Source organism: Mycobacterium sp. Root135 (assembly GCF_001426545.1).
Taxonomy (GTDB): Bacteria; Actinomycetota; Actinomycetes; order Mycobacteriales; family Mycobacteriaceae; genus Mycobacterium.
In genome coordinates, this window is sequence record NZ_LMEZ01000007.1 from 575,442 (window position 1) to 598,222 (window position 22,781).

27 protein-coding genes and 1 pseudogene are annotated in these 22,781 nt (G+C 69.1%); 9 read left to right on the forward strand and 19 right to left on the reverse strand.

Annotated features, from left to right (window positions below):
• Positions 1-27 precede the first annotated feature (27 nt).
• The 3 genes from ASD37_RS22905 to ASD37_RS22915 all read right to left on the reverse strand — a co-directional run bounded on the left by ASD37_RS22905 (position 28) and on the right by ASD37_RS22915 (position 2,714).
• Positions 28-1,266, reverse strand: coding sequence for an anti-sigma-D factor RsdA (locus ASD37_RS22905; RefSeq protein ID WP_056556924.1), 1,239 nt, complete (start codon positions 1,264-1,266; stop codon positions 28-30).
• Positions 1,259-1,837 carry a sigma-70 family RNA polymerase sigma factor gene (locus tag ASD37_RS22910; protein ID WP_056556927.1) on the reverse strand — a complete coding sequence of 193 codons (579 nt, stop codon included), beginning with the start codon at positions 1,835-1,837 and terminating at the stop codon, positions 1,259-1,261. Before ASD37_RS22910 ends, ASD37_RS22905 begins: the two co-directional genes overlap by 8 nt.
• 88 nt (positions 1,838-1,925) lie before the next feature.
• Positions 1,926-2,714, reverse strand: coding sequence for a hypothetical protein (locus tag ASD37_RS22915; RefSeq protein ID WP_056556931.1), 789 nt, complete (start codon positions 2,712-2,714; stop codon positions 1,926-1,928).
• Between the two features lie 438 nt (positions 2,715-3,152).
• Between ASD37_RS22915 and ASD37_RS22920 the strand changes: the two genes are divergently transcribed.
• Entirely contained in the window at positions 3,153-3,443 is a 291-nt protein-coding gene (locus tag ASD37_RS22920) for a WhiB family transcriptional regulator (RefSeq protein WP_056556934.1), read from the forward strand.
• A 12-nt stretch (positions 3,444-3,455) separates the two neighbouring features.
• Here ASD37_RS22920 and ASD37_RS22925 read toward each other — a convergent pair whose 3' ends face one another.
• Positions 3,456-4,247, reverse strand: a complete 792-nt coding sequence (locus ASD37_RS22925) for a DUF4349 domain-containing protein (protein ID WP_370073087.1) — start codon at positions 4,245-4,247, stop codon at positions 3,456-3,458.
• Positions 4,248-4,494: 247 nt separating this feature from the next.
• Between ASD37_RS22925 and ASD37_RS32775 the strand changes: the two genes are divergently transcribed.
• Positions 4,495-4,836 (forward strand): ANTAR domain-containing protein, encoded by a 342-nt coding sequence (locus ASD37_RS32775; RefSeq protein ID WP_056556937.1) that lies wholly within the window; start codon positions 4,495-4,497, stop codon positions 4,834-4,836.
• On the opposite strand, the gene ASD37_RS22935 is transcribed toward ASD37_RS32775, so the two are convergent.
• Positions 4,833-6,335, reverse strand: coding sequence for a threonine/serine exporter ThrE family protein (locus ASD37_RS22935; RefSeq protein WP_235568524.1), 1,503 nt, complete (start codon positions 6,333-6,335; stop codon positions 4,833-4,835). The genes ASD37_RS32775 and ASD37_RS22935 overlap by 4 nt on opposite strands.
• 231 nt (positions 6,336-6,566) lie before the next feature.
• Here ASD37_RS22935 and ASD37_RS31635 point away from each other — a divergent pair, with 231 nt between their 5' ends.
• On the forward strand, positions 6,567-6,743 hold the full coding sequence (locus ASD37_RS31635; RefSeq protein WP_156721033.1) for a hypothetical protein: 177 nt from the start codon (positions 6,567-6,569) through the stop codon (positions 6,741-6,743).
• Positions 6,744-6,753: 10 nt separating this feature from the next.
• On the opposite strand, the gene ASD37_RS22940 is transcribed toward ASD37_RS31635, so the two are convergent.
• From ASD37_RS22940 to groES, 4 genes are all read right to left on the reverse strand, one after another.
• Positions 6,754-7,338, reverse strand: coding sequence for a hypothetical protein (locus ASD37_RS22940; protein ID WP_056556940.1), 585 nt, complete (start codon positions 7,336-7,338; stop codon positions 6,754-6,756).
• Entirely contained in the window at positions 7,335-8,270 is a 936-nt protein-coding gene (locus ASD37_RS22945) for an NADP-dependent oxidoreductase (RefSeq protein WP_056557548.1), read from the reverse strand. Before ASD37_RS22945 ends, ASD37_RS22940 begins: the two co-directional genes overlap by 4 nt.
• 162 nt (positions 8,271-8,432) lie before the next feature.
• Positions 8,433-10,061: a chaperonin GroEL gene (groL, locus tag ASD37_RS22950; RefSeq protein ID WP_056556943.1), complete on the reverse strand. Its 1,629-nt coding sequence runs from the start codon at positions 10,059-10,061 to the stop codon at positions 8,433-8,435.
• A gap of 94 nt (positions 10,062-10,155) precedes the next feature.
• Positions 10,156-10,458, reverse strand: coding sequence for a co-chaperone GroES (groES, locus tag ASD37_RS22955; protein WP_056556946.1), 303 nt, complete (start codon positions 10,456-10,458; stop codon positions 10,156-10,158).
• Between the two features lie 277 nt (positions 10,459-10,735).
• Between groES and ASD37_RS31640 the strand changes: the two genes are divergently transcribed.
• The 5 genes and pseudogenes from ASD37_RS31640 to ASD37_RS31650 all read left to right on the forward strand — a co-directional run bounded on the left by ASD37_RS31640 (position 10,736) and on the right by ASD37_RS31650 (position 12,992).
• Positions 10,736-10,909 (forward strand): hypothetical protein, encoded by a 174-nt coding sequence (locus ASD37_RS31640; RefSeq protein WP_156721034.1) that lies wholly within the window; start codon positions 10,736-10,738, stop codon positions 10,907-10,909.
• Positions 10,910-11,052: 143 nt separating this feature from the next.
• Positions 11,053-11,229, forward strand: a complete 177-nt coding sequence (locus tag ASD37_RS31645; protein WP_156721035.1) for a hypothetical protein — start codon at positions 11,053-11,055, stop codon at positions 11,227-11,229.
• 47 nt (positions 11,230-11,276) lie between these two features.
• Positions 11,277-11,399 (forward strand): annotated as a pseudogene (locus tag ASD37_RS32550) (hypothetical protein); the annotation flags it as partial.
• Positions 11,384-12,799 (forward strand): HNH endonuclease signature motif containing protein, encoded by a 1,416-nt coding sequence (locus ASD37_RS22965; RefSeq protein WP_082570342.1) that lies wholly within the window; start codon positions 11,384-11,386, stop codon positions 12,797-12,799. The pseudogene ASD37_RS32550 and the gene ASD37_RS22965, both read left to right, overlap by 16 nt.
• A 49-nt stretch (positions 12,800-12,848) precedes the next feature.
• Positions 12,849-12,992: a hypothetical protein gene (locus ASD37_RS31650; RefSeq protein ID WP_156721036.1), complete on the forward strand. Its 144-nt coding sequence runs from the start codon at positions 12,849-12,851 to the stop codon at positions 12,990-12,992.
• Positions 12,993-12,997: 5 nt separating this feature from the next.
• On the opposite strand, the gene tsaD is transcribed toward ASD37_RS31650, so the two are convergent.
• From tsaD to ASD37_RS23010, 9 genes are read right to left on the reverse strand one after another with little or no spacing between them, the layout of a single operon-like run.
• Positions 12,998-14,020 (reverse strand): tRNA (adenosine(37)-N6)-threonylcarbamoyltransferase complex transferase subunit TsaD, encoded by a 1,023-nt coding sequence (gene tsaD / locus ASD37_RS22970; RefSeq protein ID WP_056556956.1) that lies wholly within the window; start codon positions 14,018-14,020, stop codon positions 12,998-13,000.
• Positions 14,017-14,481 (reverse strand): ribosomal protein S18-alanine N-acetyltransferase, encoded by a 465-nt coding sequence (rimI, locus tag ASD37_RS22975; RefSeq protein ID WP_056556958.1) that lies wholly within the window; start codon positions 14,479-14,481, stop codon positions 14,017-14,019. Before rimI ends, tsaD begins: the two co-directional genes overlap by 4 nt.
• On the reverse strand, positions 14,478-15,107 hold the full coding sequence (tsaB, locus tag ASD37_RS22980) for a tRNA (adenosine(37)-N6)-threonylcarbamoyltransferase complex dimerization subunit type 1 TsaB (RefSeq protein WP_056557549.1): 630 nt from the start codon (positions 15,105-15,107) through the stop codon (positions 14,478-14,480). Before tsaB ends, rimI begins: the two co-directional genes overlap by 4 nt.
• Complete coding sequence (tsaE, locus tag ASD37_RS22985) at positions 15,104-15,571, reverse strand: tRNA (adenosine(37)-N6)-threonylcarbamoyltransferase complex ATPase subunit type 1 TsaE (RefSeq protein ID WP_056556961.1); 468 nt, start codon at positions 15,569-15,571, stop codon at positions 15,104-15,106. Before tsaE ends, tsaB begins: the two co-directional genes overlap by 4 nt.
• Entirely contained in the window at positions 15,564-16,631 is a 1,068-nt protein-coding gene (locus ASD37_RS22990; RefSeq protein ID WP_235568510.1) for an alpha/beta fold hydrolase, read from the reverse strand. The genes tsaE and ASD37_RS22990 overlap by 8 nt, the downstream gene beginning before the upstream one ends.
• A gap of 23 nt (positions 16,632-16,654) precedes the next feature.
• Positions 16,655-17,824: an alanine racemase gene (gene alr / locus ASD37_RS22995; protein ID WP_056556967.1), complete on the reverse strand. Its 1,170-nt coding sequence runs from the start codon at positions 17,822-17,824 to the stop codon at positions 16,655-16,657.
• Positions 17,825-17,871: 47 nt separating this feature from the next.
• Positions 17,872-19,263, reverse strand: coding sequence for a glutamate decarboxylase (locus tag ASD37_RS23000; RefSeq protein ID WP_056556970.1), 1,392 nt, complete (start codon positions 19,261-19,263; stop codon positions 17,872-17,874).
• Between the two features lie 12 nt (positions 19,264-19,275).
• Complete coding sequence (locus ASD37_RS23005; RefSeq protein WP_056556973.1) at positions 19,276-20,700, reverse strand: NAD(P)H-hydrate dehydratase; 1,425 nt, start codon at positions 20,698-20,700, stop codon at positions 19,276-19,278.
• A 48-nt stretch (positions 20,701-20,748) separates the two neighbouring features.
• Positions 20,749-21,471, reverse strand: a complete 723-nt coding sequence (locus ASD37_RS23010; RefSeq protein WP_056556975.1) for an SDR family oxidoreductase — start codon at positions 21,469-21,471, stop codon at positions 20,749-20,751.
• A gap of 171 nt (positions 21,472-21,642) precedes the next feature.
• On the opposite strand from ASD37_RS23010, the gene ASD37_RS23015 reads away from it, so the two are divergent.
• Entirely contained in the window at positions 21,643-22,272 is a 630-nt protein-coding gene (locus tag ASD37_RS23015; protein ID WP_200959965.1) for a TetR/AcrR family transcriptional regulator, read from the forward strand.
• Here the strand turns inward: ASD37_RS23015 and ASD37_RS23020 are convergent.
• On the reverse strand, positions 22,269-22,754 hold the full coding sequence (locus ASD37_RS23020; protein WP_156721037.1) for a CGNR zinc finger domain-containing protein: 486 nt from the start codon (positions 22,752-22,754) through the stop codon (positions 22,269-22,271). The two genes, ASD37_RS23015 and ASD37_RS23020, sit on opposite strands and share 4 nt — an antisense overlap.
• Positions 22,755-22,781 lie beyond the last annotated feature (27 nt).

Below are 22,781 nucleotides of genomic sequence, written 5' to 3' on the forward strand. Positions count from 1 at the left end.
AGTTCGCCCTCGTCACACCCCACCCTGCTAGCCCGGCGGAACCACCGTGGTGGTCGTCGTGGCTTCCGCGGGTGCCGTCGTGGTGGCTGCCTGACTCGGCTGTGCCGGTGCGGCAGGCGCCGGGGGCACCGCTGAACTGGGAGCCACGCGCGGTGCAGATGCCGGCAGTTCGGCAGCCGGCGGCGCAGGCCGTACGACGGGTGGCGCGACGACCGGCTGCGTCGCCTCGGGCTGCCGCGACACCGTCGTCGTCGTGGTGGTGGTCGGCGCCGTCGTGCTACTCGGAGGCGTCGTGGTACTGGGAACCGTCGTCGTGCTCGGAGGCGTCGTCTTCGTCGGCACCGTCGTGGCGCTGGTGGTCGCCGACGCCGAACTCGGCGCAGCGGAGGAACTGGGTGGCGGTTCCGCCACCGGTGACGACGAGGTAGGCGCCGAAGGTGAGGTGGTCGTCGACCCGTCGGACGGCGTCGTCGTGCTCCCCGGCGCATCCGAGGGCGAGGTGACGGTGGTTTCCGAAGATGACGTGGTCTCCGAAGGTGACGTGGTGGACGACTCGGACGTCGAGGACTCCGAAGATTCGGACGTCGTGGTCTGCTCGACCTCGGGCACCGGTAGCCACGTCAACGGCGACGACGGCAGGACGGGCAACGGCTCCCCCGGCGGCAAGGTGGCCGCGGGATCCTGCTCGACGACCTTGTAGGTCAACGCATTCCACTGCTCGACGAGCTGCTGCTTCTGTTCGACCTGGCCCACGTCCTGGACCGCGGTGCTGACGGCGACGAGCTTGTTCTGGGCCTCTTCCCACTGGCCGTCGTCGATGAGCTGCTGCACCTGCTGCAGCTGGGCAGACGCCAACGAGACCTGGTCGTCGCGGGTGGCTTCGTGTTGACCGAACAGGGCGGTCCGCATGCCGTAGAGACCGTCGCCGGGGCCGGCGCCGTAGACCGCGGTGCCGAAGCCGCCGATGCACAACATCGCCGCGGCCACCGATCCGACGACCGCGAGCGACCTGCGGGATCCCGAGCCCTTGCGCCTGCCGCCGTGCAGCGCCTCGACGGCGTCGCTCAGCGAGACCGGCGCGGTGACGGGTGCGTCCCGAACGTCGTCACGGAACGCAGAGAAGAGAGAGGCCAACTCGGCCTCTGCATGGTCGGTCGGATAGGCGGGTTGCTTGGCGGCGAGCGCCTCGAAGAAGCGATCGGCGCGGTTGATCTCGTTGAGTGAGGGGTCTCCGCCGTTGGCGGACCACCGACCGAAATCAGGCATCTTCGCGCCTCGTTCCGGTGAGTTCACCCTTGAGTCGGGCCAGTGCCCGGTGCTGGGCGACCCGCACGGCGCCCGCGGTGCTGCCGACGGCCTCGGCGGTCTCTTCGGCGCTCATGCCGACGACCACCCGCAGGACCAGGATCTCGCGTTGCTTCTCGGGCAGGGTCGCCAGCAATCTGTTCATGCGTTCAGCCGCGTCCGAATCCATCGCCATCTGCTCTGGACCGGCCTCGAGTGAGGGTCGGTCCGGAAGGGTGTCGGTTGCGTCGGCCTTGTTGCGCCCCTGGGCGCGGTGGGCGTCAGCAACCTTGTGTGCAGCGATGCCGTAGACGAAGGCCAGGAACGGTCGTCCCTGATCCTTGTAGCGCGGCAGCGCCGTGATGGCGGCCAAGCACACCTCCTGAGCCACGTCGTCAGCTGACAGACCACTGCGTTCCGCTGACCCGACCCTCGCCCGGCAATACCGGAAGACGATCGGCCGGATGGTCTCCAGCACTTCCCGGAGTGCATCTCGATCGCCGTTAACCGCTCTGGCAACGACACCATCGAGACTGTCTCCCGAAATTGTCATCGTGGGCAGTATCTCCAGCGTTACGGATGGGGCGGATATTGGCGGGTGTGCCAGCTAAAGACTAGTGATCGTGAAGTGACTCGCAGATTCACCGCGCCGTCCACGCGCCGCCTCGGTGGACGACGACGTCGGCCGACGCGTCGCGAACTGCGACGATCTGCGTCGGCGACTGCACCGCACTTCCGATGTCGACGAGCAGGCTGGCCACGGCCCAACTCAGCGGCACCAGCCCGAGCTCCTTGGCGGTGGCCAGCGCATCGTCGGCAACCATGCGTGACGCCTCGATGTTCCCGCTGCTGCACAGCGCGGCCGCCAGGACGACCCGAGACTTGGTGTCGTGCCGCGCCGAGCCGAGCTCCGACGCCAGGTCAACGGCGCGCTCGGCGTGCGCGACCGACGCCGGACCGTCGCCGGTGAACATCGCCAACTCGGCGCTCACCCAGGCCAGGCGGACCGCTAGGCGAGGGTCGCCACTCTCGCCGTCCGCGCGCATCAGGTCACCGGCGCGGCGCAGCAACTGCGCCGACAGCGGGAAGCGACCCAGTCCCAACGCGTCGGCGGCCAGCCCGACCAGCGCGTCGGTTCCCGCGGTGACGTCAGAACCGGCGCCGGCCCAGGCCCGGCCGTCCCATCCGCGGGCGGCGCGGTGTCCGCCGAGCTGCCGAAGGAACGACGCCCGGGTGCTGCACCCGAGCGACGCCAGGGCGCCACCGGCGTTGGTGCGTGCGAGAGTGTCGAGGTCGGTGAGCGCGGCGCCGTAACGACCCTGTCCTCCGGCCGCGACCGCGCGTAGCCACAGCTCCGTCGGGGTCGTCGCCGCAGGCAAAGGCCATCGGCCGGATAGCTCGCCGAAAGCGGCGTCGGCGAAGACACTCATCAGCGGCGACGCTATCAACGCACGAGACTTGCTGAGACCCGGGACGTCCGAGGCAACCCCTGCGCGGCCCCCGCCAACGGATGAACTTTCGTTAACAGTGAATGGTCGCCATGTTGCGTCGACGTCAACTGGAGCATCGGGCCGGTGCGGCCGCACCGAGGCCGTCCCGGGCGCGAACAGCGAAAACGCGCTTTGACGACGGTCAGCCCGTGATGTGAAGTCATCGGTCTCGTTTCGCCCGCGTCGCATTGATGAACGTGATGTAAATTCTCGGCCTGCCCATATGTGGTTGAGCACATGCGCGGGCTATTGACCCATGTTCACGAGCCCTTCTAGTTTGTGTGCACGAGTAGTCATCGGCGACACGAGCTCGGATCGGTTACATGACTCACGCTTTCGATCGTTCGCGAAAGATGCGCGTAGACAGGGGTTTTCCCAATGCCACAGCCGCAGCAGCTGCCAGGCCCCAACGCCGACATCTGGGATTGGCAGATGTCAGGACTTTGCCGGGGCGTCGACTCTTCGATGTTCTTCCATCCCGACGGGGAGCGTGGACGCGCTCGCGCCCAGCGTGAGATGCGGGCCAAGGAGATGTGCCGGAGTTGCCCGGTGGTGACTCAGTGCCGGTCGCACGCACTGGCGGTCGGCGAGCCGTATGGCATCTGGGGTGGCCTCAGCGAGTCCGAGCGCGAGCTGCTTCTCAAGCGGGGCATCCGCCGCAGCGCCTAGCCCCGCAGTGGGCTAGCGGGTGCGTCGCACTAGCCGGATGACCAGGTACGACGCCGCGCACAGCACGACCACGACGGCCAGCCACGGGAGCAACAGGCCGAACAGCAGTAGGCCGCTGCCCACCGCCGAGACCAGGCCGTCCCAGCCCCGTTCGACCTGTCCAAGGAACCCGACGTATTCCCGTGGCGCCGGGCCGCCCGGCTCCTCGGCGTAGAAGGTGACCGACACCGTGCTGTAGTCGACGCGGTCGCCGAGTTGATCACGCTGTGCGCGGAGACTGTCCAGATCCGCCTGACGTTGCGACAGCGCACTCTCCGCGGTGATGAGCGCGTCCGGATCCTTCGCGTCGCGCATGATCGCCAACAGTCGGTCCACCGAGGTCTGCAGGGCGGTGATCCTGGCGTCGAGGTCGACTCGCTGCGCCGTCACGTCCTCGGCCGTCGTCTCGGCGGTCTGAACGGTTCCCAACTCCTTCAACTCCCGCACCACGCCGTCGAGCTTCGCGGCAGGCACCCGCAGGACGATCGACGTGAGGGCGCGCCCGCTCTGAGAGCCGGCGTCCTCGGAGCGACTGTCGACCCGCCCGTTGGCGCGCTCGACGACGACCGCAGCCTTGTCCGCCGCGTCCGAGGTGTTCGCGACGTCGATCGTCATGGTCGCCGTCTTGACGACGTCGCGCTTCGACGTCAGGTCCTGCGGCGGCCCCTGTGGCGGTTCCGGGGCGCCTGCGCTCGCCGTCAATCCGCCGGTCGCAGGGGCGGGGCCCGTGCTCTGCGGTGTGCCCGAGCACGCCGCCAGCAGAATCATCGTCGTCACCGCCAGCGCCCACCGGGTGCGGCTCAACCTGCTCCTGCGGCGGTTCATACCTGGCAACCTAGCGACACGAACGCATCACGACTACTTCTCGCAGTATGTGGGTACAACGCCGGTGCGGGGCGACTACGCCCGGCATTTGCGAATCGTGAGTGTTGCCCTAGACCCAGGCGAAGATTCAGCACCGTCCTCCTTTGTCTTCGGCGACGTCCGCGGTTGTCGGGCAGGAGAGCGGCGAATGAGCACCGAAGTCGACGACAAGCGGGAGATCTACGAAGCCGTTCGCGACATCGCCGAGAAGCGGTCGGTCATCGACCAGGCCAAGGGCATGCTGATGATCGTCTACGGCACCGACGCCGACGCCGCGTTCGACCTTCTGCGATGGCACTCCCAACACCACAACGTCAAGCTGCGGCTGGTGGCCGAGCAGGTGGTGGCGGACTTCAGCCGCGCCGCCCGGCAAAGTCCAGCGGTGGACCGGCGAACGTACGACGCCCTGTTGACATCACTTCACACCCGCACCGAACCCGCCGTGCTGCGCGACGTCGTCGGGGAAATCGCCGAGCGGATCGACGGCTAGTTCGGCGGCCTTCGCTTCATCGCGCGGTCGACGGCCTGCCCAGGGTCGACGAACTCTCGCGGGCCAAGTGGGCTCTGCGCCGGACGCGCCCGACGGTTGAGCAGGCGCACCTGGAGTCGCCGCTTGCGAACCTGGAAGGAGCTCCACTCGCCAAGCGTGACGCCGGCTGCCAGGGCGGTGCCGATGGCCATCGCCCCCAGCACCGAGGCGAACCCGACCGTTTGTTGCTCGTTGAGGATCGCGTAGATGCCGTGCAGCAGCGCCAGACCGGGCAAAAGTGGGACGATCCCGGCAATCGAGACGACCAGCGGCGGCGCGAGGTTACGACGCTCCATCAAGCGGCCGACCAGGCCGATCGGCACCGCGGCGACGAACGACGCCACCACCGCGCCAAGGCCCAGACCCTGCGCAAATAGGAACACCATCGTGCCCGCGGCCCCGCCGAACGCGGCTGCCACTGCCGAGGTGCGTTCGGCGTAGCAGGCCAAGGCGTAGGCCGCCGCGCTCGCGGCACCGAAGGCCACCCGTGCAGGCATCTCGGCCAACGCCGGCGGCGCGTACGCGCCGATCGCGACGAACGGTGCGCCGAATTGGTTGGCCAAATGCAGCACCAGAGCCACGCCGGAAATGGTGGCGGCGGTCATCATGACCAATTCGAAGAAGCGGGCCGCAGCCGTCACCGGCGCACCGGTGATGACGTCGCCAACAGAACCGACCAACGAGAGCCCGGCCAAGAGGACGACGAGGCCCGCGGCGATGGCGACCGTCGGTTCGAAGTCCAGACCGATCTTGGGACCCAGCCAGTAGAGCACCAGTGGCGGCGCGGTCGCGATGGCGCCGCCGACCGCGTACTGGAAGAAGAACGGAAGTCCGTGCTTGTTCAGTTGGCGGTTGACCCGGTCGATCGTCATGGCGCTCAGCGCGCTGACGAGGCATGCCAGCAAACTGGCGCCGAGCGTTCCGGCAGTGGCGAAGGCCAGTGCGCCCCAGGCGAGGGTGGCGATCCACCGCTTGTAGGGATGCGGCGCGGTGGTGATGGCGTCGAGTTCGTCGCGGGCGGTCGTCGGCGACACCTCCCCCGCGCGGATGCGGGCGATGAGTCGGTCGACGGCGGCCAGCCGACTGAAGTCCATCGACCTGGTCTGCACGATGTGCAGAGTGCTGGCGGGCGCGGCGGTCGGGCCGCGGTAGGCGGAGACGTGAATCGTCGTGTTGATGACGTCGACCTCGCAACGCTCCAAGCCGTAGGCGAGCGTGATGGCGGTGACGTTCTCCATCGTCGCGGTGGCCGGCATTCCGGACGCCATCAAGAGTGCGCCGATCGATCCGGCCAGGTCGAGCACCTCACCCACCCGCGCGCTGTAGGCGGCGTCGAGCTTCTGGGTGTTCTCGGTGATCCGCGGGAGGCTGCCCGTCGGTGGATCCGTCTCGCGGACGAGACGATGCAGGATGTCGCGCTGACGCGCCCGCCATTGCTGGCCCGCGTGGCCACCGGGCATGTTCACTGCACTGCTCTCCTGATTCGCGTTGCCCTGACAGTAATCACATGGAGTCAGGAGCAAAAGCGATTTTACTCATGGCAAGGCTTGGTTGGCCACCATCCGCTCGTGAGTCTGGGCACACAAATGCCTAGCTCACGGTTTTCTAAGCCATCTATTAGGTTGCCTTCCTACTTTGATGGGCATCCACTGCTCAAGGAAATTGAGCACCCCACCGGAAAGGCATCGGCGATGACGTCAACCATCGAAGCCGGCACAACGCACTGCCCGCGCTGCGCGACACCCCTCGACTTTCAGCTCGACGCCGCCCACGGTGGTGGTCTGCAATACGAGGTGTCGTGCGCGCCGTGCCACCAGATCTTCTTCCACATGAGCACCTCGGAGCGTCAGCTGACCGTCGCGGCCTGACCCACCGCCCCTAGCCGTCGAGCGGGTTGGCCGCGATGCGGCGCGCGCCGGCGCTCGCCATCGACGCCGCGGCGGAACCCGCGGGCTTGCGCGTGGCCTGGTCTTGGAAGCACGCGATGAACTCGGCGCTGAACCCCTGCCTCGGATAACGCCCCACTATCTCGTCCCGCGTCTCGGCGGAGAATTCCTCGGGTCGCCGGCCCGACACATCCCAACTGGTGGCGACCTGCAGGAGGTGCGCCTCCGGGTCGACGTCCGCAGCGACGTCGTCGCGCATGTGCAGCACGATGATCTCCGTGGCCCTGGCCGCCCGCTCGGCAGACCAGCCCGCCGCAATGCCGAATACCCAGGCCAGGTCACCACCCGCCTGCTCGAAGGACACCAGATGGCTGTCGAACGAGTCGGTGAGCGCCATGTCGTGCAGCATCGCTGAGACGTAGAACAGCTCGTCGTCGACGGCGATGCCGTGCGCGGCGGCGTACGTCGTCCCCCACAGATACGAACGGACGCAGTGGTTGAGCAGCGCCGGCGACGAGAAACGGGTCGCCACCACGAGGGCGGCCGCCGCCGCCGATGTCTGAGGAAAGTCGATCACGTGTCGTCCCCTTCGGGTTGGGGTGCGTCGACGACGCGGATGATCGGCTTGCCGTGACCGCGCGTACCCGGCGCGAACGCAGCGGGCGCGTCGTCGAGAGCGTACGTCTCGCCGAGTAGCGGCCGGAGACGTCCGTCTCGAAGCCTGAGCTCCAATTCGGCGAGCCCCGCCCGGTCGGGTTCGACGACGAAGAAGACGGCCCGGCCGTCCTTCGGTGGAACGGTCGGCGGTGCCGCGATGCTGACCAGCGCCCCGCCGGGGCGGACCAGCGCCGCCGAGCGGTTGAGAAGGTCACCGCCAAAGACGTCGAACACGACGTCGACCTGGCCGACGTCCTCGAGGTGATCGTGCTCGAGGTCCACGAACGAGTCCGCGCCCAGGTCGAGCACGGCGCGCCGGTGCGCGGCGCGGCCGGTGCCGATCACCCGGGCGCCCACCTCCCGAGCCAGCTGGACGGCGAGCGAGCTGACGCCACCGGCGGCGCCGTGAACCAAAACGGTCTGGCCGGCGTTGAGGCGGCCATGGGTGAACAAGCCCTGCCACGCCGTCAGTCCCGAGATCGGCGCCGCCGCAGCGGTCACGTAGTCCACCTCCGGTGCCAGGGTGGCAAGGTTGCGCGCCTCCACCGCTACGTATTCGGCCAGCGTCCCGTCGCGGCACCAGTCGGTGATCCCGAAGACGCGCTCCCCCACCTCCAGTCCGGTTGTGCCGTAGCCCAATTCGACGACCACCCCGGCGACCTCGTGGCCGGGGACGCTCGGCGTCCTGTCCCGCCCCGCGCGGTCGGTCCAGGTGCCGGGCCAGTCGAGCTCACCGGGAGTGAAACCGGCCGCGTGCACTCGAACCACGACGTCGTTCTCGGCGGCGTGCGGGTAGGCGACGTCGGCGAGCTCGAGGCCGGTGGCGCGACTCCGCGCGACGACCGCCCGCATGGTGGTCATGCGTTCAACGCTAGCCCCGCCATGGCCCTTGAGGGGCTCGTCGAGTGCACGGTTGTTGACGGGTCATCTCGACGTTTGCGTTCAACAACCGTGCACTCGGCGCGAAAAGCGCCCCCGGCCAGATGGCCGGGGGCGCTGCTCGTGCGAACTCTCTTAGTGCGAGTGCCCGTGGTGGCCGCCGCCACCGTGGCCGTGGTCCTCGGCCTGGACGGGCTTCTCGACGATCGCCGTCTCGGTGGTCAGGATCATCCTGGCCACCGACGCCGCGTTGAGCACCGCGGAGCGGGTCACCTTGACCGGGTCGACGACACCGTCGGCCAGCAGGTCGCCGTAGGTCAGCGTCGCGGCGTTGAAGCCCTGACCCGCCGACAGCTCCGACACCTTGTTCACCACGACCGCGCCGTCGAGCCCGGCGTTGGTGGCGATCCAGAACAGCGGCGCCGAGAGCGCCGAGCCGAAGACGTCGACGCCGAGCGCCTGGTCACCGGTCAGCGATGCGCGCAGGTCCTTGAGAACCGCGCCGGCCTGGACGAGGGCGCTGCCACCGCCGGTGACGATGCCCTCTTCGACGGCCGCCTTGGCCGCGGAGACCGCGTCCTCGACGGCTTCCTTGCGCTTCTTCAGATCGGTCTCGGTGGCCGCGCCGACCTTGATGACCGCGACGCCGCCGGACAGCTTCGCCAGCCGCTCCTCGAGCTTCTCGCGATCCCAGTCGGAGTCGGTGGCCTCGATCTCGGCGCGCAGCTGAGACTTGCGACCCTCGATCGCGTCCGCACTGCCGCCGCCGTCGACGATCACGGTGCTGTCCTTGCTGACGACGACGCGACGGGCGGTGCCCAGCACCTCGAGGCCAACCTCGCGCAGCAGCAGTCCGACGTCGGGGTTGACGACCTGTCCGCCCGTGACGACCGCGAGGTCGTCGAGGAACGCCTTGCGACGGTCACCGAAGAACGGCGCCTTGACGGCGACGGCCTTGAGCGTCTTGCGGATGGCGTTGACGACCAGGGTCGACAGTGCCTCGCCTTCGACGTCCTCGGCGATGATCAGCAGCGGCTTGCCCGACTCGGCAACCTTCTCCAGCAGTGGCAGCAGATCCGGCAGCGAGCTGATCTTCTCGCGGTTCAGCAGCACCAGCGCGTCTTCGAGGACGGCTTCCTGGGAATCGAAGTCGGTGACGAAGTACGCCGACGTGAAGCCCTTGTCGAAGCCGACACCCTCGGTGACCTCGAGCTCGGTGTTCAGCGTCGAGGACTCCTCGACGGTGACGACGCCGTCGTGGCCGACCTTGGTCATGGCCTCGCCGACCAGTGCGCCGATGACCTCGTCACGCGAGGAGACGGTGGCGACCTGCGCGATGCCGTTCTCGTCGGTGATCGGGGTGGCGGCGGCCAGCAGTGCCTCGGACACCGCGTCGGCGGCCTTGGCGATGCCGAGCCCCAACTCGATGGGGTTGGCACCGGCGGCGACGTTGCGCAGGCCGGCCTTGATGATCGCCTGGGCGAGCACGGTGGCGGTGGTGGTGCCGTCGCCCGCGACGTCGTTGGTCTTGGTGGCCACGGACTTGACCAGCTGTGCACCGAGGTTTTCGAACGGATCCTCGAGGTCGATCTCGCGGGCGATGGTAACGCCGTCGTTGGTGACGACCGGGCCGCCGAACGCCTTGGCCAGCACGACGTGCCTGCCGCGCGGACCCAGCGTGACGCGGACCGCGTCGGCGAGCTTGTCGACGCCGGCTTCCATGGCCCGGCGCGCAGTCTCGTTGAACTCAATCTGCTTGCTCATGATTGTTCTTTCTGTCTACGTAGATGAGACACAACGCATGCCGCCCCGGACGTCACCCGTGTTGACGGGGACCTCCGGGGCGGAATGCTGATGCTTACTTGGAGACGACTGCCAGCACGTCACGTGCAGACAGAATGAGGTACTCCTCGTTGTTGTACTTGATCTCGGTGCCGCCGTACTTGCTGTAGATGACGGTGTCGCCTTCGGCGACGTCCAGAGGAATGCGCTTCTCGCCATCCTCGTCCCAGCGGCCGGGGCCAACTGCGACGACGGTGCCTTCTTGCGGCTTTTCCTTGGCGGTGTCGGGGATGACCAGACCAGAAGCGGTCGTAGTCTCGGCCTCATTGGCCTGAACGAGGATCTTGTCCTCGAGTGGCTTGATGTTCACGGCCACGATTAGCCCTCCACATTGATAGGGGTGCGATCCGGGACGATTCCCGGACCTTCACGGATTTCCTGCAGTTGTCATGTCGATCGGCACGCGTCCTGGCCCTCAACACCGTCGTCGCGGGAGCCGGAGCGGGGTTTGGCCGCCTGCCACTTAGCACTCTATACACGCGAGTGCCAGTACTCAAGGGTGGGTCCGCGGTGGTGTCGATCTTGATCCGAGTAGCAACCAAGAACGACCGGTCGTAGCCTCGAAACGATGTTGGTGTGGATCAACGGCGCGTTCGGTGCGGGCACGACCCAGACCGCCCACGAGCTGCACCGCCGGCACCCTGCGTGACGCCGAGTCGGTCCACGACGGTCCGGCGATCGTGCCGATGACGCTGGTGCGCGACGATTACTTCGACGAGATCGTCGGACAGTTGCCGGCCGGCGGCGTCGACGTGTGGCACTACGCCTGAGGGCGCGGCTGGCCTACGCGAGAGGCCGCCTGCTCGGCCGTGACGAAACCTGGGCGATCCAGCAGATCGACCGCTGTGTGTCGGCCCTGTCCGATGCGCGGAATGACACCAACTTGTCGTACCCCCTATCTATAATCGAACACATGAGCGAACAGGGTGCGGTGGCGGTGTTGCTGCAGCGGATGTGCTCCGCCGCGCGAGCCGAAGCCTGCGCCGCCGCCGAACGACTCGTCGCCATCGGAGAACTGGTCTCCCTGCGACTCGCCGAGGACGCCGGGGCCACCGACCTGTGGGTCGTCGACGCCACCGACGCCGTCTAATCGAACACATGAGCGAACAGGGTGCGGTGGCGGTGTTGCTGCAGCGGATGTGCTCCGCCGCGCGAGCCGAAGCCTGCGCCGCCGCCGAACGACTCGTCGCCATCGGAGAACTGGTCTCCCTGCGACTGTCCGAGGACGCCGGGGCCACCGACCTGTGGGTCGTCGACGCCACCGACGCCGTCACCCTCGAAGTCGCCGCCGCCCTCAACATCAGCCGCGACCTGGCCGCCAGCCACGTCCGCTACGCCCACGCCCTACGGTTCTCCCTGCCCCGGCTGGGGCGGGCGTTCATCGCCGGCGACATCCCCTCGAAGTCGCCGCCGCCCTCAACATCAGCCGCGACCTGGCCGCCAGCCACGTCCGCTACGCCCACGCCCTACGGTTCTCCCTGCCCCGGCTGGGGCGGGCGTTCATCGCCGGCGACATMGACGAAGCAGTGTTCCGGGCGTGTGTGTTCCGCACCGGGCTGATCGTCGACGAGGACACCCTGGCCATGGTCGACGCCGAACTGGCGATCAYCGCCCCACGCTGGGGATCGTGCAGCCGCTCCCAACTCGCCACCCGCATCGACCAGGTAGTCGCGAAGGTCGACTTGGATGCGGTGCGGCGCCGCCGCGACCGGGTTACCGGCCGGGACGTGGTCGTCGGGGACGTCGACAACGGGCTGACCGAGATCCACGCCATCCTCACCGCACCCGACGGGCACGCCTTCGACGACCGCCTCACCGCACTGGCGCAGACGGTGTGTGACGCTGACGGGCGCACCCTGGCCCAGCGCCGCTCCGACGCCGTCGGGGTGCTCACCGCCGGCGGGGACCGGCTCGGCTGCCGCTGCGGCCTACCCGACTGCCCGGCCGTCGGTGCGGTGGCCAGTGCGGTGGTGATCCACGTCATCGCCGAACAGACCACCATTGACGGGACGGGTGGCGCGCCGGCGGCGATGATCGGGTTGGAGGGGTTGATCCCCGCGGAGATGATCACCGAACTGGCCAAGGCCGCCCGGTTGCGGCCGTTGGTGCACCCCAGGGACTGCCGGGCCGAGGGTGGGTACGTGCCGTCACGGGGGTTGGCGGACTTCGTGCGGTGCCGGGATCTGACGTGCCGGTTCCCCGGCTGCAGCGCCCCGGCCACCCGCTGCGACCTCGACCACACCGTCCCGCACGGTCGGGGCGGACCCACCCAGGCGTCGAACCTGAAGTGTCTGTGCCGTTTTCATCATCTGGTCAAGACGTTCTGGGGGTGGTCCGACGAACAACTCGTCGACGCCACCATCATCTGGACCTCACCGGCCGGGGACCGATACGTCACCCACCCCGGCAGCGCCATCGTCTTCCCATCGCTGTGCGCACCGACCGCCCCGATGATCCTCGACACCCGAGATCGGGTCCGCGACAAGTCCGACCGGACCGCGAAGATGCCGCGCCGCCGGCGCACCCGCGCCCACCAACGGGCCCACGACATCGCCGCCGAACGAGCCACCAACCACCGCCTCCGCACCACCACACCCACGGCCCCGGCCCTCATCGACGCGGACACCTTCGACAACGATCCAAGCCCGCCACCCTTCTAAGCGGGCCTACGCCGCCACGGCTGGGATCCGATCACGTCGTCAGTGCCACGTGCCCACCGACGACCGCAGCGTCGACGAGGTCGTCGAGGCCGTCGCCGCGGATGCGGACCTGACCTTGAGTCGTGGCCGTCTGTCCCCGCTGCGCTTCCAGGCGCGGCGGGTTTCCGTGGCGGCACGCCACATTCGGTTGTAGCGGCGTCAGGCGACCTGACCACGGACCACCGGCAGCCCGGGGTCGGTCGCCACCGACAGCTGCGACGGCGGCGCACCCGCCGCGATCAGGTGCGCGGCGAACGAGGCGATCATCGCGCCGTTGTCGGTGCACAACCGGGGCCGTGGCACCCGTAGCGTCAAACCTGCTGCCGCGCAACGTTCCTCGGCGAGTTCACGCAGTCGGGAATTGGCTGCGACACCGCCCGCGATCAACAGCGTCGACACGCCGAGGGCGTCCGCGGCGCGGACGGCCTTCTTCGTGAGCACGTCGGCGACGGCCTCCTGGAAGCCCGCCGCGACGTCGGCGGTCGCGGCGTCCGGGTGCGACTCCACATACCGGGCGACGGCCGTCTTGAGCCCCGAGAAGCTGAACGCGTAGGGGTCGTCGCGGGGACCGGTCATGCCCCGCGGGAAGACGATGGCGTTTCGGTCGCCCGTGCGGGCGAGGTCGTCGAGCACCCTGCCGCCCGGGTAGCCGAGGCCGAGCAGTCTGGCGATCTTGTCGTACGCCTCACCGGCCGCGTCGTCGACGGTGCTGCCGATCTCTTCGATCGGCTCCCCCAGCGACCGCACGTGCAGCAGGTTGGTGTGCCCACCCGAGACCAGCAGCCCGACGCTCTCGGGCAACGGTCCGTGGTCGTAGACGTCGGCGGCGAGGTGCCCCCCGAGGTGGTTGACCGCGTAGAACGGCACCTCCCACGCGGCCGAATAGGCCTTGGCGGCAGCAACACCCACCAGCAGGGCCCCAGCCAGACCGGGGCCGATGGTGGCGGCGACGACGTCGGGCTTCGACACTCCGGCGGTGGCCAGCGCCCGGCGCATCGTCGGGCCAAGCGCCTCGAGGTGCGCGCGGGACGCGATTTCGGGGACGACGCCGCCGAACCGGGCATGCTCGTCGACGCTGGAGGCGACTTCGTCGGCCAACAACGTGACGGTGCCGTCGTCGTCGAGCGAGCAGATCCCGACTCCCGTTTCGTCACAGGAACTTTCGATTGCCAAGACGATCATCGTGCCTCTTTCCCCGCTACTCGACGCATCGTGTAGGCGTCGGCACCGCTGACCCGGTAGTACCGCTTGCGGACGCCAAGCACGGTGAAACCGACGCTCTCGTACAGGCTGATGGCCGCGACGTTGTCCGTGCGCACCTCGAGGAATGTGTCTCCCCCGTCGGCGATGGCGAGCAACTGGTCGAGGAGGGTGCGGCCGATGCCCCGTCCTTGGAACCGCTCGTCGACGCCGATGGTGTGCACCTCGTATTCGAACGGTGGTTTGCGGCCCAGCCGGCTCACACCGGCGTAGCCGACCAGTTCGCCGTCGAGACGTGCTGACACGTAGTGGTTGTGCGCCGACTCCAGCTCGCGGATGAACGCCACCGCGGGCCAAGGGTCGTCGCCGGGGAACAGCTCGGCCTCCAGGGCGGCGCAGCGGTCGGCGTCACCGATCGTCAGCGGTCCGTACTCGACGGTCACGGCCGAACCGACTGCTGCTGGGGCTTGGCGTCGGGACGACGAAGGTACAACGGCACCAACGGTTTTGGCGGCGTGTCCCAGTCGACGGCGCGCACCAGCCCGGACGCGGTCGGCACGGTGGGTGGCAATCGCGGCAGGCCGAAGAGCGCAGCGTGCTCGGGAGAACCGGCCACCGCCGACGCGTCGGAGGGCACGTCGCCCGGCGCGTTGACCGCCGGACCGTCGACCCGGACTCCGTCGCGGTAGCGCGCCCAGTACACCTCGCGGCGGCGGGCGTCGGTGACCACCAGCACGTCGCCTGCGGTGTCCACCCCGATCGCGTCGAGACTGCAGACGCCGAACACCGGCAGGCCAAGGGCGTGTCCGTACGCCGCGGCGGTCGCCATGCCGACGCGCAGCCCGGTGAACGGGCCGGGGCCGCACCCGACGACCACGGCCTCGAGGTCGGCCATCGACAACCCGGCATCGGCCAAGGCGCCCAACACATTCGGGGTCAGTTGCTCGGCGTGGGCCCGTGGGTCGACGGTGACCCGCTCGCCAAGGACCTCGACGCCGGACGGTCCGCGGCGGACCACCCCCGCGGTGACGGCAGGGGTGGCGGTGTCGATCGCCAAGACGACGGTCATCTTCCCGCCCACTTCCAGGTTGCAATTCGGACGTCCGTGTCGCCCCCACGCTCGAGCCTGATGTCCAGATGACGGTCGGACAGCCGCTCCACGAGGCCCTCGCCCCACTCGACGACGACGACGGCATCCTCGAGATCGGTGTCCAGATCCAGGGAGTCGAGTTCGGCGAGCAGATCCGTCCCGGCGTGGTCGAGCAGTCGGTAGACGTCGACGTGCACCATGGCGGGTGCGCCGTCCCGCAGCGCCGGATGGACTCGCGCCAACACGAACGTCGGCGAGGTGACCGCACCACCCACGTTCATCGCCTTGGCGATTCCCTTGGCCAGCACCGTCTTCCCCGCCCCCAGTGGTCCCGACAACACGACGACGTCGCCGGCGACGAGGTCGGTTCCCAGGCGGGCGCCGAAGGCGAGGGTGTCCTCCGCGGTCGGCAGCTCGGCCGTTCCCTCGAGAATCTCAGCCATGGCTGCGCACCCGATCCCGCAGCCGGCGCGTCATCGCGACGAGCTTGGACGGCGTCGCCCGCTCGACGAGTCGCACCAACGCGTCGTCGACGATCTCCGGCCGCTCGAGTTGAACGAGATGTCCTGCGCCGCCGATGATGACGAGCTCGGACTTCGGCAGCTCAGCGGCCATGGCCTCGGAGTACTCCTTCGGTGTCAGCAAGTCGTGGTCACCGCAGACGATCAGCGTCGGCACCTTGGCCAGAACGGGTAGGGCCGCCGTCTCGTCGTGCACCTCGAGGGCGTGCAGAAAGCCGACCAGGGTGGCGATCGGCGTGTCGTGCATCATCTTCTCGGAGAACGCGACGACGCTCCTGCTGACCTTCTCGTCACCGTAGGACGCCGCCCGCAGCACCGGGCCGATCACCGAGCTCGCCGCACCACGGGTGCGGTGGACCATCTTCGGTGCGTACCGCACGGCGAAGCGGGCGGCCTCGAGCACGGGGTTCTTCAGGATCTCTCCGAGTGGAGAACTCGAAACCCCTTCGGCTGCCGAGGAAATCAGGGCGACACCGACGATTCGGCTGGGATAGCGCTGCGGATGCTGGCGGGCGTGGGACAACACCGTCATGCCGCCCATGGAGTGTCCGACGAGGACCACCGGCCCGCGGGGCGCCATCACCGAGAGCACCGTTTCGAGGTCCTGTCCCAGCTGGGGGACGGTGTAGGACTCGGGTGGGGCCTCGCCGGATCGACCGTGCCCGCGCTGGTCGTAGAACACCATGCGGACCTGTGATCCCCACTGTTCGGTGAGCCGCGCCCGTTGAAAGTAGAACGCTCCCATGCGAAGACTGAAACCGTGGGCGAAGACCACCGTCAGCGGCGCGTCCTCCGGGCCGACCTCCCTGACCGCGAGGGGCACGCCGTCCGACGTCGTCACCACGAATCCGCGGTCGGCGTCGAGAATCTCGAAGTCCTCGTCCAGGTGTGGGTCGACGTCGGTGACGCGCCGGGTCAGCGACCGCGCCACGGTGGCACCGGCCAGCCCGCCGACCGCCGAGATACCGGCAACGCCGGCCAACCACTGACCTCTTCGCTTGCGGCTCAACGACTTCCGCCCGACTCGTCGACGTATACCCGGGACACCCGGCGACGTGGGCTGGTGACGACCTCGTAGTTGATGGTGCCCAACGCCGACGCCCAGTCCTGCGTCGTCGGTTCACCGCCGTCGCCGGGCCCGAAGAGGACGGCGTCGTCACCCTCGCTCACGTCGACCGGTCCCGGCCCGAGGTCGACCACGAACTGGTCCATGCAGATTCGGCCGACGTTCGGTCGGAGTTTGCCGTTGATCAGCACCGACATCCGACCGCTCAGGGCACGGAATACCCCGTCGGCGTACCCCAGCGGGATGAGGGCGACGGTGGTGTCGGTCTCCGCGACCCACGTGTGGCCGTAGGAGACCCCGTCGCCCGCCGCGAGCCGGCGAACGAGGGCCACCGGGCTCTTCAACGTCATGGCGGGTCGCAGGCCCATGTCGCCCCTGGCGGGGATCGGCGTCTGCCCGTACACCGCGATGCCGGGCCGGACCATGTCGAACGCCAGGTCCGGCCGCGTCATGGCCGCAGGCGAGTTGGACAGGTGGTGGACCTCGAACGCGACGCCCGCCTCGTGCGCCTGCGTGCGCATCTCCGCGAAGCGTTGGGCTTGCCGGTCGTTGACCGGGCTCGTCGGATCGTCACCGCAGGCGAGGTGAGACATCAGGCCCCGGAGCCTGATCGCCCCGTCGGAGGCGGCTTGGCGCAGCGCAGGCAGCAGGGCCGGGAACTCGGCGGCGCCGACGCCGTTGCGGCTCAAGCCGGTGTCCACCTTGACCGTGACCGTCGCGGTGCGGCCCGTGCGTCGGGTCGCGTCGAGCACCTCGCCTAGCTGCCGGGTCGACGACACCCCGAGTTGGACGTCGGCCGTCAGGGCGGGGGCGAAGTCGGTACCCGGGGCATGCAACCAACACAGCACCGGGGCGGTCACGCCCTCCCTGCGCAGGTCGAGCGCCTCGGCGAGGGTCGCGACGCCGAGTTCGGAGGCTCCTGCCTCGAGGGCGGCCTGGCCGACGCGGGCCGCGCCGTGGCCGTAGCCGTCGGCCTTGACGACGGCCATCACCTCGGCCGACCCGGCGAGCTCGCGCAACAGGCGCACGTTGTGCCGGATCGCGCCGAGATCCACCACCGCGGTCGGGACGGCGGTCGAGGTCGGCAGTTCGGTCGGAGGCACGGTCATCTCGCCACGATTGTCTCAGAACCGCTCGCGGCGGCGTTCGAGCCGCCCTAATGCGCGAACGGCTGGAGCTCGTCGAAGTGCCCGTTGGGCTTCAGTTCGTCGAGCGTCTTGATCACCGTCAGGGTGTCCTCCTTGAGCGCCCTGGCCAGGTCGGTGGAGAAGCCCTCGCGGACCACGACCCGCAGCACCGTGACGTCGGTGGCGTCGGCGGGCATCGTGTAGGCGGGCACTTGCCAACCGTAGGCCCGCAACGCGTGTGAGACGTCGAACTCGGTGTAGCCGCGGTCGCCCTTGAGCTTGAAGCTGACCACCGGGATCGCCGAGCCGTCGGAGATCAGCTCGAAGTGCTCACTGTCCCGCAGTTGGTCGCCCAGCCACCGCGCCGTCGTCGACAGGCACGACATCACCTGACCGTAGCCGGCTCGGCCGAGGCGCAGGAAGTTGTAGTACTGGCCGATGACTTGGTTGCCGCCCTTGGAGAAGTTCAGCGTGAAGGTGGGCATGTCGCCACCCAGGTAGTTGACGCGGAACACCAACTCCTCGGGAAGGTAGTCGGCGTTGCGCCAGACGACGAAGCCGATGCCCGGGTAGGTCAGGCCGTACTTGTGGCCGCTGACGTTGATCGACACCACGCGGGGCAGGCGGAAGTCCCAGATCACGTCCGGGTGTAGGAACGGGACCACGAAGCCACCGCTGGCGGCGTCGACGTGCACCGGAACATCCACTCCGCCTTGTGAAGCCAGCTCGTCGAGGGCCGCGCAGATCTCGGCGACCGGCTCGAGTTCGCCGGTGTAGGTGGTGCCGAGGATGGCGACGACGCCGATGGTGTCCTCGTTGACCACGCCGAGAACCTGCTCGGGGGTGATGACGTAGCGCCCCTCCTCCATGGGGAGGTAGACGGGTTCCACGTCGAAGTAGCGGCAGAACTTCTCCCACACCACCTGAACGTTGGAGCCCATCACCAGATTTGGCCGCCGCGTGCGCCAGCCGTTCTTTCCGTCGCCGACTTTCTGCCGCCACAGCCAGCTCATCGCCAGACCGGCCAGCATCACGGCTTCACTCGAGCCGACCGTCGACACTCCGACGGCGCTGCTCGGGTCGTCGTCGCGGAGGTTCTCGGCGTGGAAGAGGTCGGCGACCATGCACACGCAGCGCTGCTCGATGGCGGCCGTGGCCGGATATTCGTCCTTGTCGATCATGTTCTTGTCGAACGTCTCGGCCATCAGCTTCTCGGCCTCGGGGTCCATCCACGTCGTGACGAACGTCGCGAGGTTCAGGCGCGAGCTGCCGTCGAGCATGAGCTCGTCGTGGATGAAGCGGTAGGCCGCCTGCGGTTCCATCGATTCCTCAGGCATGCGCAGCGTCGGCACGGGCGAGTTGGAGAGCCGGCCGGTGTATGCCGGAGCGATCGAGGTCGACGGTGTGTGCCTGTGTGACATCTGGTGTCCCTTCTAGAGATTCGCGATAGACGAACGGATGTGGCCGAGGATTCCCGAGGCCGACGTTGGGGCGGGCCGTGGTCCCGGGCTGGCAGCCGACAGACCGGCGGCGCGGGCGTGGACGAACGCCGCCATCGCGGCCGCCTCACCGCTGGGCAGTCCGGCGGCCAGCAGCGTCCCGATGACGCCCGACAGCACGTCGCCCGAGCCTGCGGTTGCCGCCCAGGACTGGCCCGCCGGATTCAGGTAGACGGGCCGCGTTCCGGGTTCGGCGATGACGGTCACGTTCCCCTTCAGCAGCACGGTCGCGCCGAACTGGTCGGCCAACGCCCGCGTTGCGGCCACCCGGTCGTCGCCAGGCGGATGGCCGGCCAGACGGGCGAATTCGCCGGCATGCGGGGTCAACACCGTGGGCGCCGTGCGACCGCGAAGGAGCTCCGGGTGGGCGGCGAGGATCGTCAGCGCGTCGGCGTCGACGACGACCGGCAGGTCCGTGTCGAGCACGAACCGCAGGGCGCCCTCGCCGGCGTCGTCGGTGCCGATCCCCGGGCCCACCACCCACGCCTGCACGCGGCCCGCGTCCTCTGCCGACGACGTGGCGATCACCTCGGGCCAGTGCGAAACCACCTCGGCCGCAGCGGTTCCCGCGTAGCGGACCATGCCGGAGGTGGCGGCGACGGCGGCGCCCGTGCAGAGGATCGCCGCGCCGGGGTAGGTGCTCGAGCCGGCCAGCACGCCGGTCACGCCCTGGGTGTACTTGTCGTCGCGGGGTCCGGGGATGGGCCACCGGGCGGCGACGTCGTCGGCTTCCAGGCTGACCAGGTCGCCGTCGGGCAGGTCGAGACCGATGTCGACCAGGTCGACCCGTCCGCAGTCGCCGAGGGCGTGCACCGGTTTGCGGCCGCCGAAGGTGACGGTCAGCGCGGCCCGGACGTGGGGACCGTCTGCCGCGCCGGTGGTGACGTCGACCCCACTGGGCAGGTCGACCGCCACGACGGGGATGCCGGCATGCTCGACCTCGGCGAAGACGGCTTCGGCGTCGGGTCGCAGGGAGCCGCTGGCGGAGATGCCGACGACGCCGTCGATCACCAGATCGGTTGTCGACGGGACGCTTTCGACCAGCCGACCTCCGGAGCGGGTGAAGGCGGCGAGGGCGACACGATGTACGCGGTCGGGGTTGAGGACGACGGCCGAGGCGGCCACCCCACGCCGGCGCAGGAAGGTCGCGGCCCAGAGGGCGTCACCACCGTTGTCGCCGGACCCGATCACCGCGCACACGTGACGGCCCGCGATAGCGGCGGTCCGGGCGCGCAGTTCGCGGGCGACGGCACCCGCGAGACCGTGGGCGGCCCGCCGCATCAGCACGCCGTCGGGAAGGCTCTTCAGCAGCGGCGCCTCCGCCGCACGGATCGTGTCCGCGGAGTAGTAGTGCCGCACCGCGTCTACGTTACGGGGTGGGCCCCGTCTTCCGGCCCGTTCCGGCGCTTAGCGAACCGCTGTTTCCACCGTCGGCTCCGAGGTCCGGGCGGGCCGCAGGATCCGAGCCGAGATCAACGCCGAGATCCATCCCGGCGTGACCCGACCGCTCGCTGCCATCGTCTTGTTCGGCCACCCTGGGACGACGACCGCGCGCCCGCGGTCCAGGCCGCGCAGACCCGCAGTGACGACTGGTCCGGGGGCGGCGAGGTGGCGGTAGATCCCGACGTGGGAGACGTCGGCGTCGAGCGCGTCGACGAAACCGGTGTCGGTCGGTCCGGGGCAGAGGGCGGTCACGGTGACACCCGAACCCCGCGTCTCCGCCCAGAGCGCCTGGCTGAAGGACAGCACGAACGCCTTTGTCGCGCCGTAGCCCGCCTGATAGGGCGCGGGCTGGAAGGCGATGACGGATGCGACGTTGAGGATGCCGCCGCTCCCCCTGGCCAGCATCCCGGGGAGCAGCGCGTGGGTGAGACCGACCAGCGCGTCCACGTTGACCCCGATCATGCCGTGTTCGCGGGTGGCGTCCGCGTCGGCGAAGGGTCCGTAGGTGCCGAACCCGGCGTTGTTGACCAGCACCTCGACCGGGCGGCCGTCCAGGTGCGCCAGCAGCGCGTCGACGCCGGACGGCGTGGCGAGGTCGCCGACGACGAGCTCGACGTCGACCTTGGTGAGGTCGAGAACCCGTCGGCGTACGGCCTCGAGGCGGGGGCGGTCGCGGCCGGTGAGCACCAGCGGCAGACCCCGTTACGCGAGTTGCTCGGCGAAGAGGGCGCCCAGCCCGGAGCTGGCTCCGGTGACGACGGCCCAGCTCCCGTCGGTGTGTGGTTGGTTCGGCATGCGTGGCCCCTAACCGTTGATGTTTATCTCGTTAACATAGGCCTCAATGTTAAGGTCGTCAACATGTCGGACGGGGTGGCCAAGTCCTCACGGTCTACGTATCACCACGGCGATCTCAAGCGGGCCTTGATCGAGGCGGCGCTGACCCTCGTCGCGGAGAAGGGACCGAGGGGCTTCACCCTGACCGAGGCCGCGCGGCGCGCAGGCGTCAGCCCCGCGGCGCCGTACCGACACTTCCCCGACAAGGCCCATCTGCTCGCCGCCGTCGCCGAACAGGGCTTCGTCGAACTGCACGAGGCCCTCGTCGCAGTCGGCTCCGGCGTTCCCGACGCGCGGGCGCGGGTAAACGCCATGGCCCGCGGCTACGTGCGCTGGGCCGTGGCGCATCCCGAGTACTACCAGGTGATGTTCGGCGGCGACACCAACAAGAGCGAGCACCCGGGACTGCTGGAGGCAGGCGGCCGTACGTTCGGCTGCCTGCTCGAAGTCATCACCGAATGCCTGTCGTCGGGGCTGATCCAGGGTGACGATCCGTTGCGGATCGCGGGCCCGATGTGGTCGACGATCCACGGGACCGCCACCCTGGCCATCGGAGGCGACCTGGGCCAGGTCGGCATCGACGAACAACCCGAGGACCTGGTGCAGCGGTCGGCGAACGTGTTGCTGGCGGGCCTGGCCCTGGGCGTCGACTAGCGCGCGCCGGGACCTCGGTCCCCCGCCGTCCGCCCGTAGTGCCGACGCGCCTTCATCCGGTTGCCGCAGCCACTCATCGAGCACCACCGACCCGTGCCGCCACGGCTGCGGTCGAGCAGGAACAGGTGACATTCGCCGTTGGCGCACGGCCGTAGCCGGCCCGGCATGGCTGCCTGCAGCTCGCCCCAGGCGAGCACCATCCGCGCCGGCCACCCGGCGTCGAGGCGCCACGTCACGGCGCCGCCGACGATCTCGGGCGTCTGGCTGACGCCGCGCAAATAACCGTCGAGGACGTCGCCGGGAACCTCACCGCGCACCACCCGCTGCAGGTCGTCGCGAATGCGGCGGGCGTCGTGGACCCGTTGCCCGGCGGCTCCGTTGGCGCGCAACCACGCACCGTCGAGCGCCTCGGTGGGCGCGCCGTCGACGACGGGCGTGGTGTTCAGCAGGTCGAGAAGCGCCTCCGACCAGTCGCGATGCATGCTAACCACCATAGACCACTTGACAGG

What these genes read in the sequence shown, in the direction of transcription:
- ASD37_RS22905 (WP_056556924.1), bottom strand. Translation starts at nt 1,266, where the DNA reads ATGCCTGATTTCGGTCGGTGGTCCGCCAACGGCGGAGACCCCTCACTC.
- ASD37_RS22910 (WP_056556927.1), bottom strand. Translation starts at nt 1,837, where the DNA reads ATGACAATTTCGGGAGACAGTCTCGATGGTGTCGTTGCCAGAGCGGTT.
- ASD37_RS22915 (WP_056556931.1), bottom strand. Translation starts at nt 2,714, where the DNA reads ATGAGTGTCTTCGCCGACGCCGCTTTCGGCGAGCTATCCGGCCGATGG.
- ASD37_RS22920 (WP_056556934.1), top strand. Translation starts at nt 3,153, where the DNA reads ATGCCACAGCCGCAGCAGCTGCCAGGCCCCAACGCCGACATCTGGGAT.
- ASD37_RS32775 (WP_056556937.1), top strand. Translation starts at nt 4,495, where the DNA reads ATGAGCACCGAAGTCGACGACAAGCGGGAGATCTACGAAGCCGTTCGC.
- ASD37_RS22935 (WP_235568524.1), bottom strand. Translation starts at nt 6,335, where the DNA reads ATGCCCGGTGGCCACGCGGGCCAGCAATGGCGGGCGCGTCAGCGCGAC.
- ASD37_RS31635 (WP_156721033.1), top strand. Translation starts at nt 6,567, where the DNA reads ATGACGTCAACCATCGAAGCCGGCACAACGCACTGCCCGCGCTGCGCG.
- ASD37_RS22945 (WP_056557548.1), bottom strand. Translation starts at nt 8,270, where the DNA reads ATGCGGGCGGTCGTCGCGCGGAGTCGCGCCACCGGCCTCGAGCTCGCC.
- groL (WP_056556943.1), bottom strand. Translation starts at nt 10,061, where the DNA reads ATGAGCAAGCAGATTGAGTTCAACGAGACTGCGCGCCGGGCCATGGAA.
- ASD37_RS31645 (WP_156721035.1), top strand. Translation starts at nt 11,053, where the DNA reads ATGAGCGAACAGGGTGCGGTGGCGGTGTTGCTGCAGCGGATGTGCTCC.
- tsaD (WP_056556956.1), bottom strand. Translation starts at nt 14,020, where the DNA reads ATGATCGTCTTGGCAATCGAAAGTTCCTGTGACGAAACGGGAGTCGGG.
- tsaB (WP_056557549.1), bottom strand. Translation starts at nt 15,107, where the DNA reads ATGACCGTCGTCTTGGCGATCGACACCGCCACCCCTGCCGTCACCGCG.
- tsaE (WP_056556961.1), bottom strand. Translation starts at nt 15,571, where the DNA reads ATGGCTGAGATTCTCGAGGGAACGGCCGAGCTGCCGACCGCGGAGGAC.
- alr (WP_056556967.1), bottom strand. Translation starts at nt 17,824, where the DNA reads ATGACCGTGCCTCCGACCGAACTGCCGACCTCGACCGCCGTCCCGACC.
- ASD37_RS23000 (WP_056556970.1), bottom strand. Translation starts at nt 19,263, where the DNA reads ATGTCACACAGGCACACACCGTCGACCTCGATCGCTCCGGCATACACC.
- ASD37_RS23015 (WP_200959965.1), top strand. Translation starts at nt 21,643, where the DNA reads ATGTCGGACGGGGTGGCCAAGTCCTCACGGTCTACGTATCACCACGGC.
- ASD37_RS23020 (WP_156721037.1), bottom strand. Translation starts at nt 22,754, where the DNA reads ATGCATCGCGACTGGTCGGAGGCGCTTCTCGACCTGCTGAACACCACG.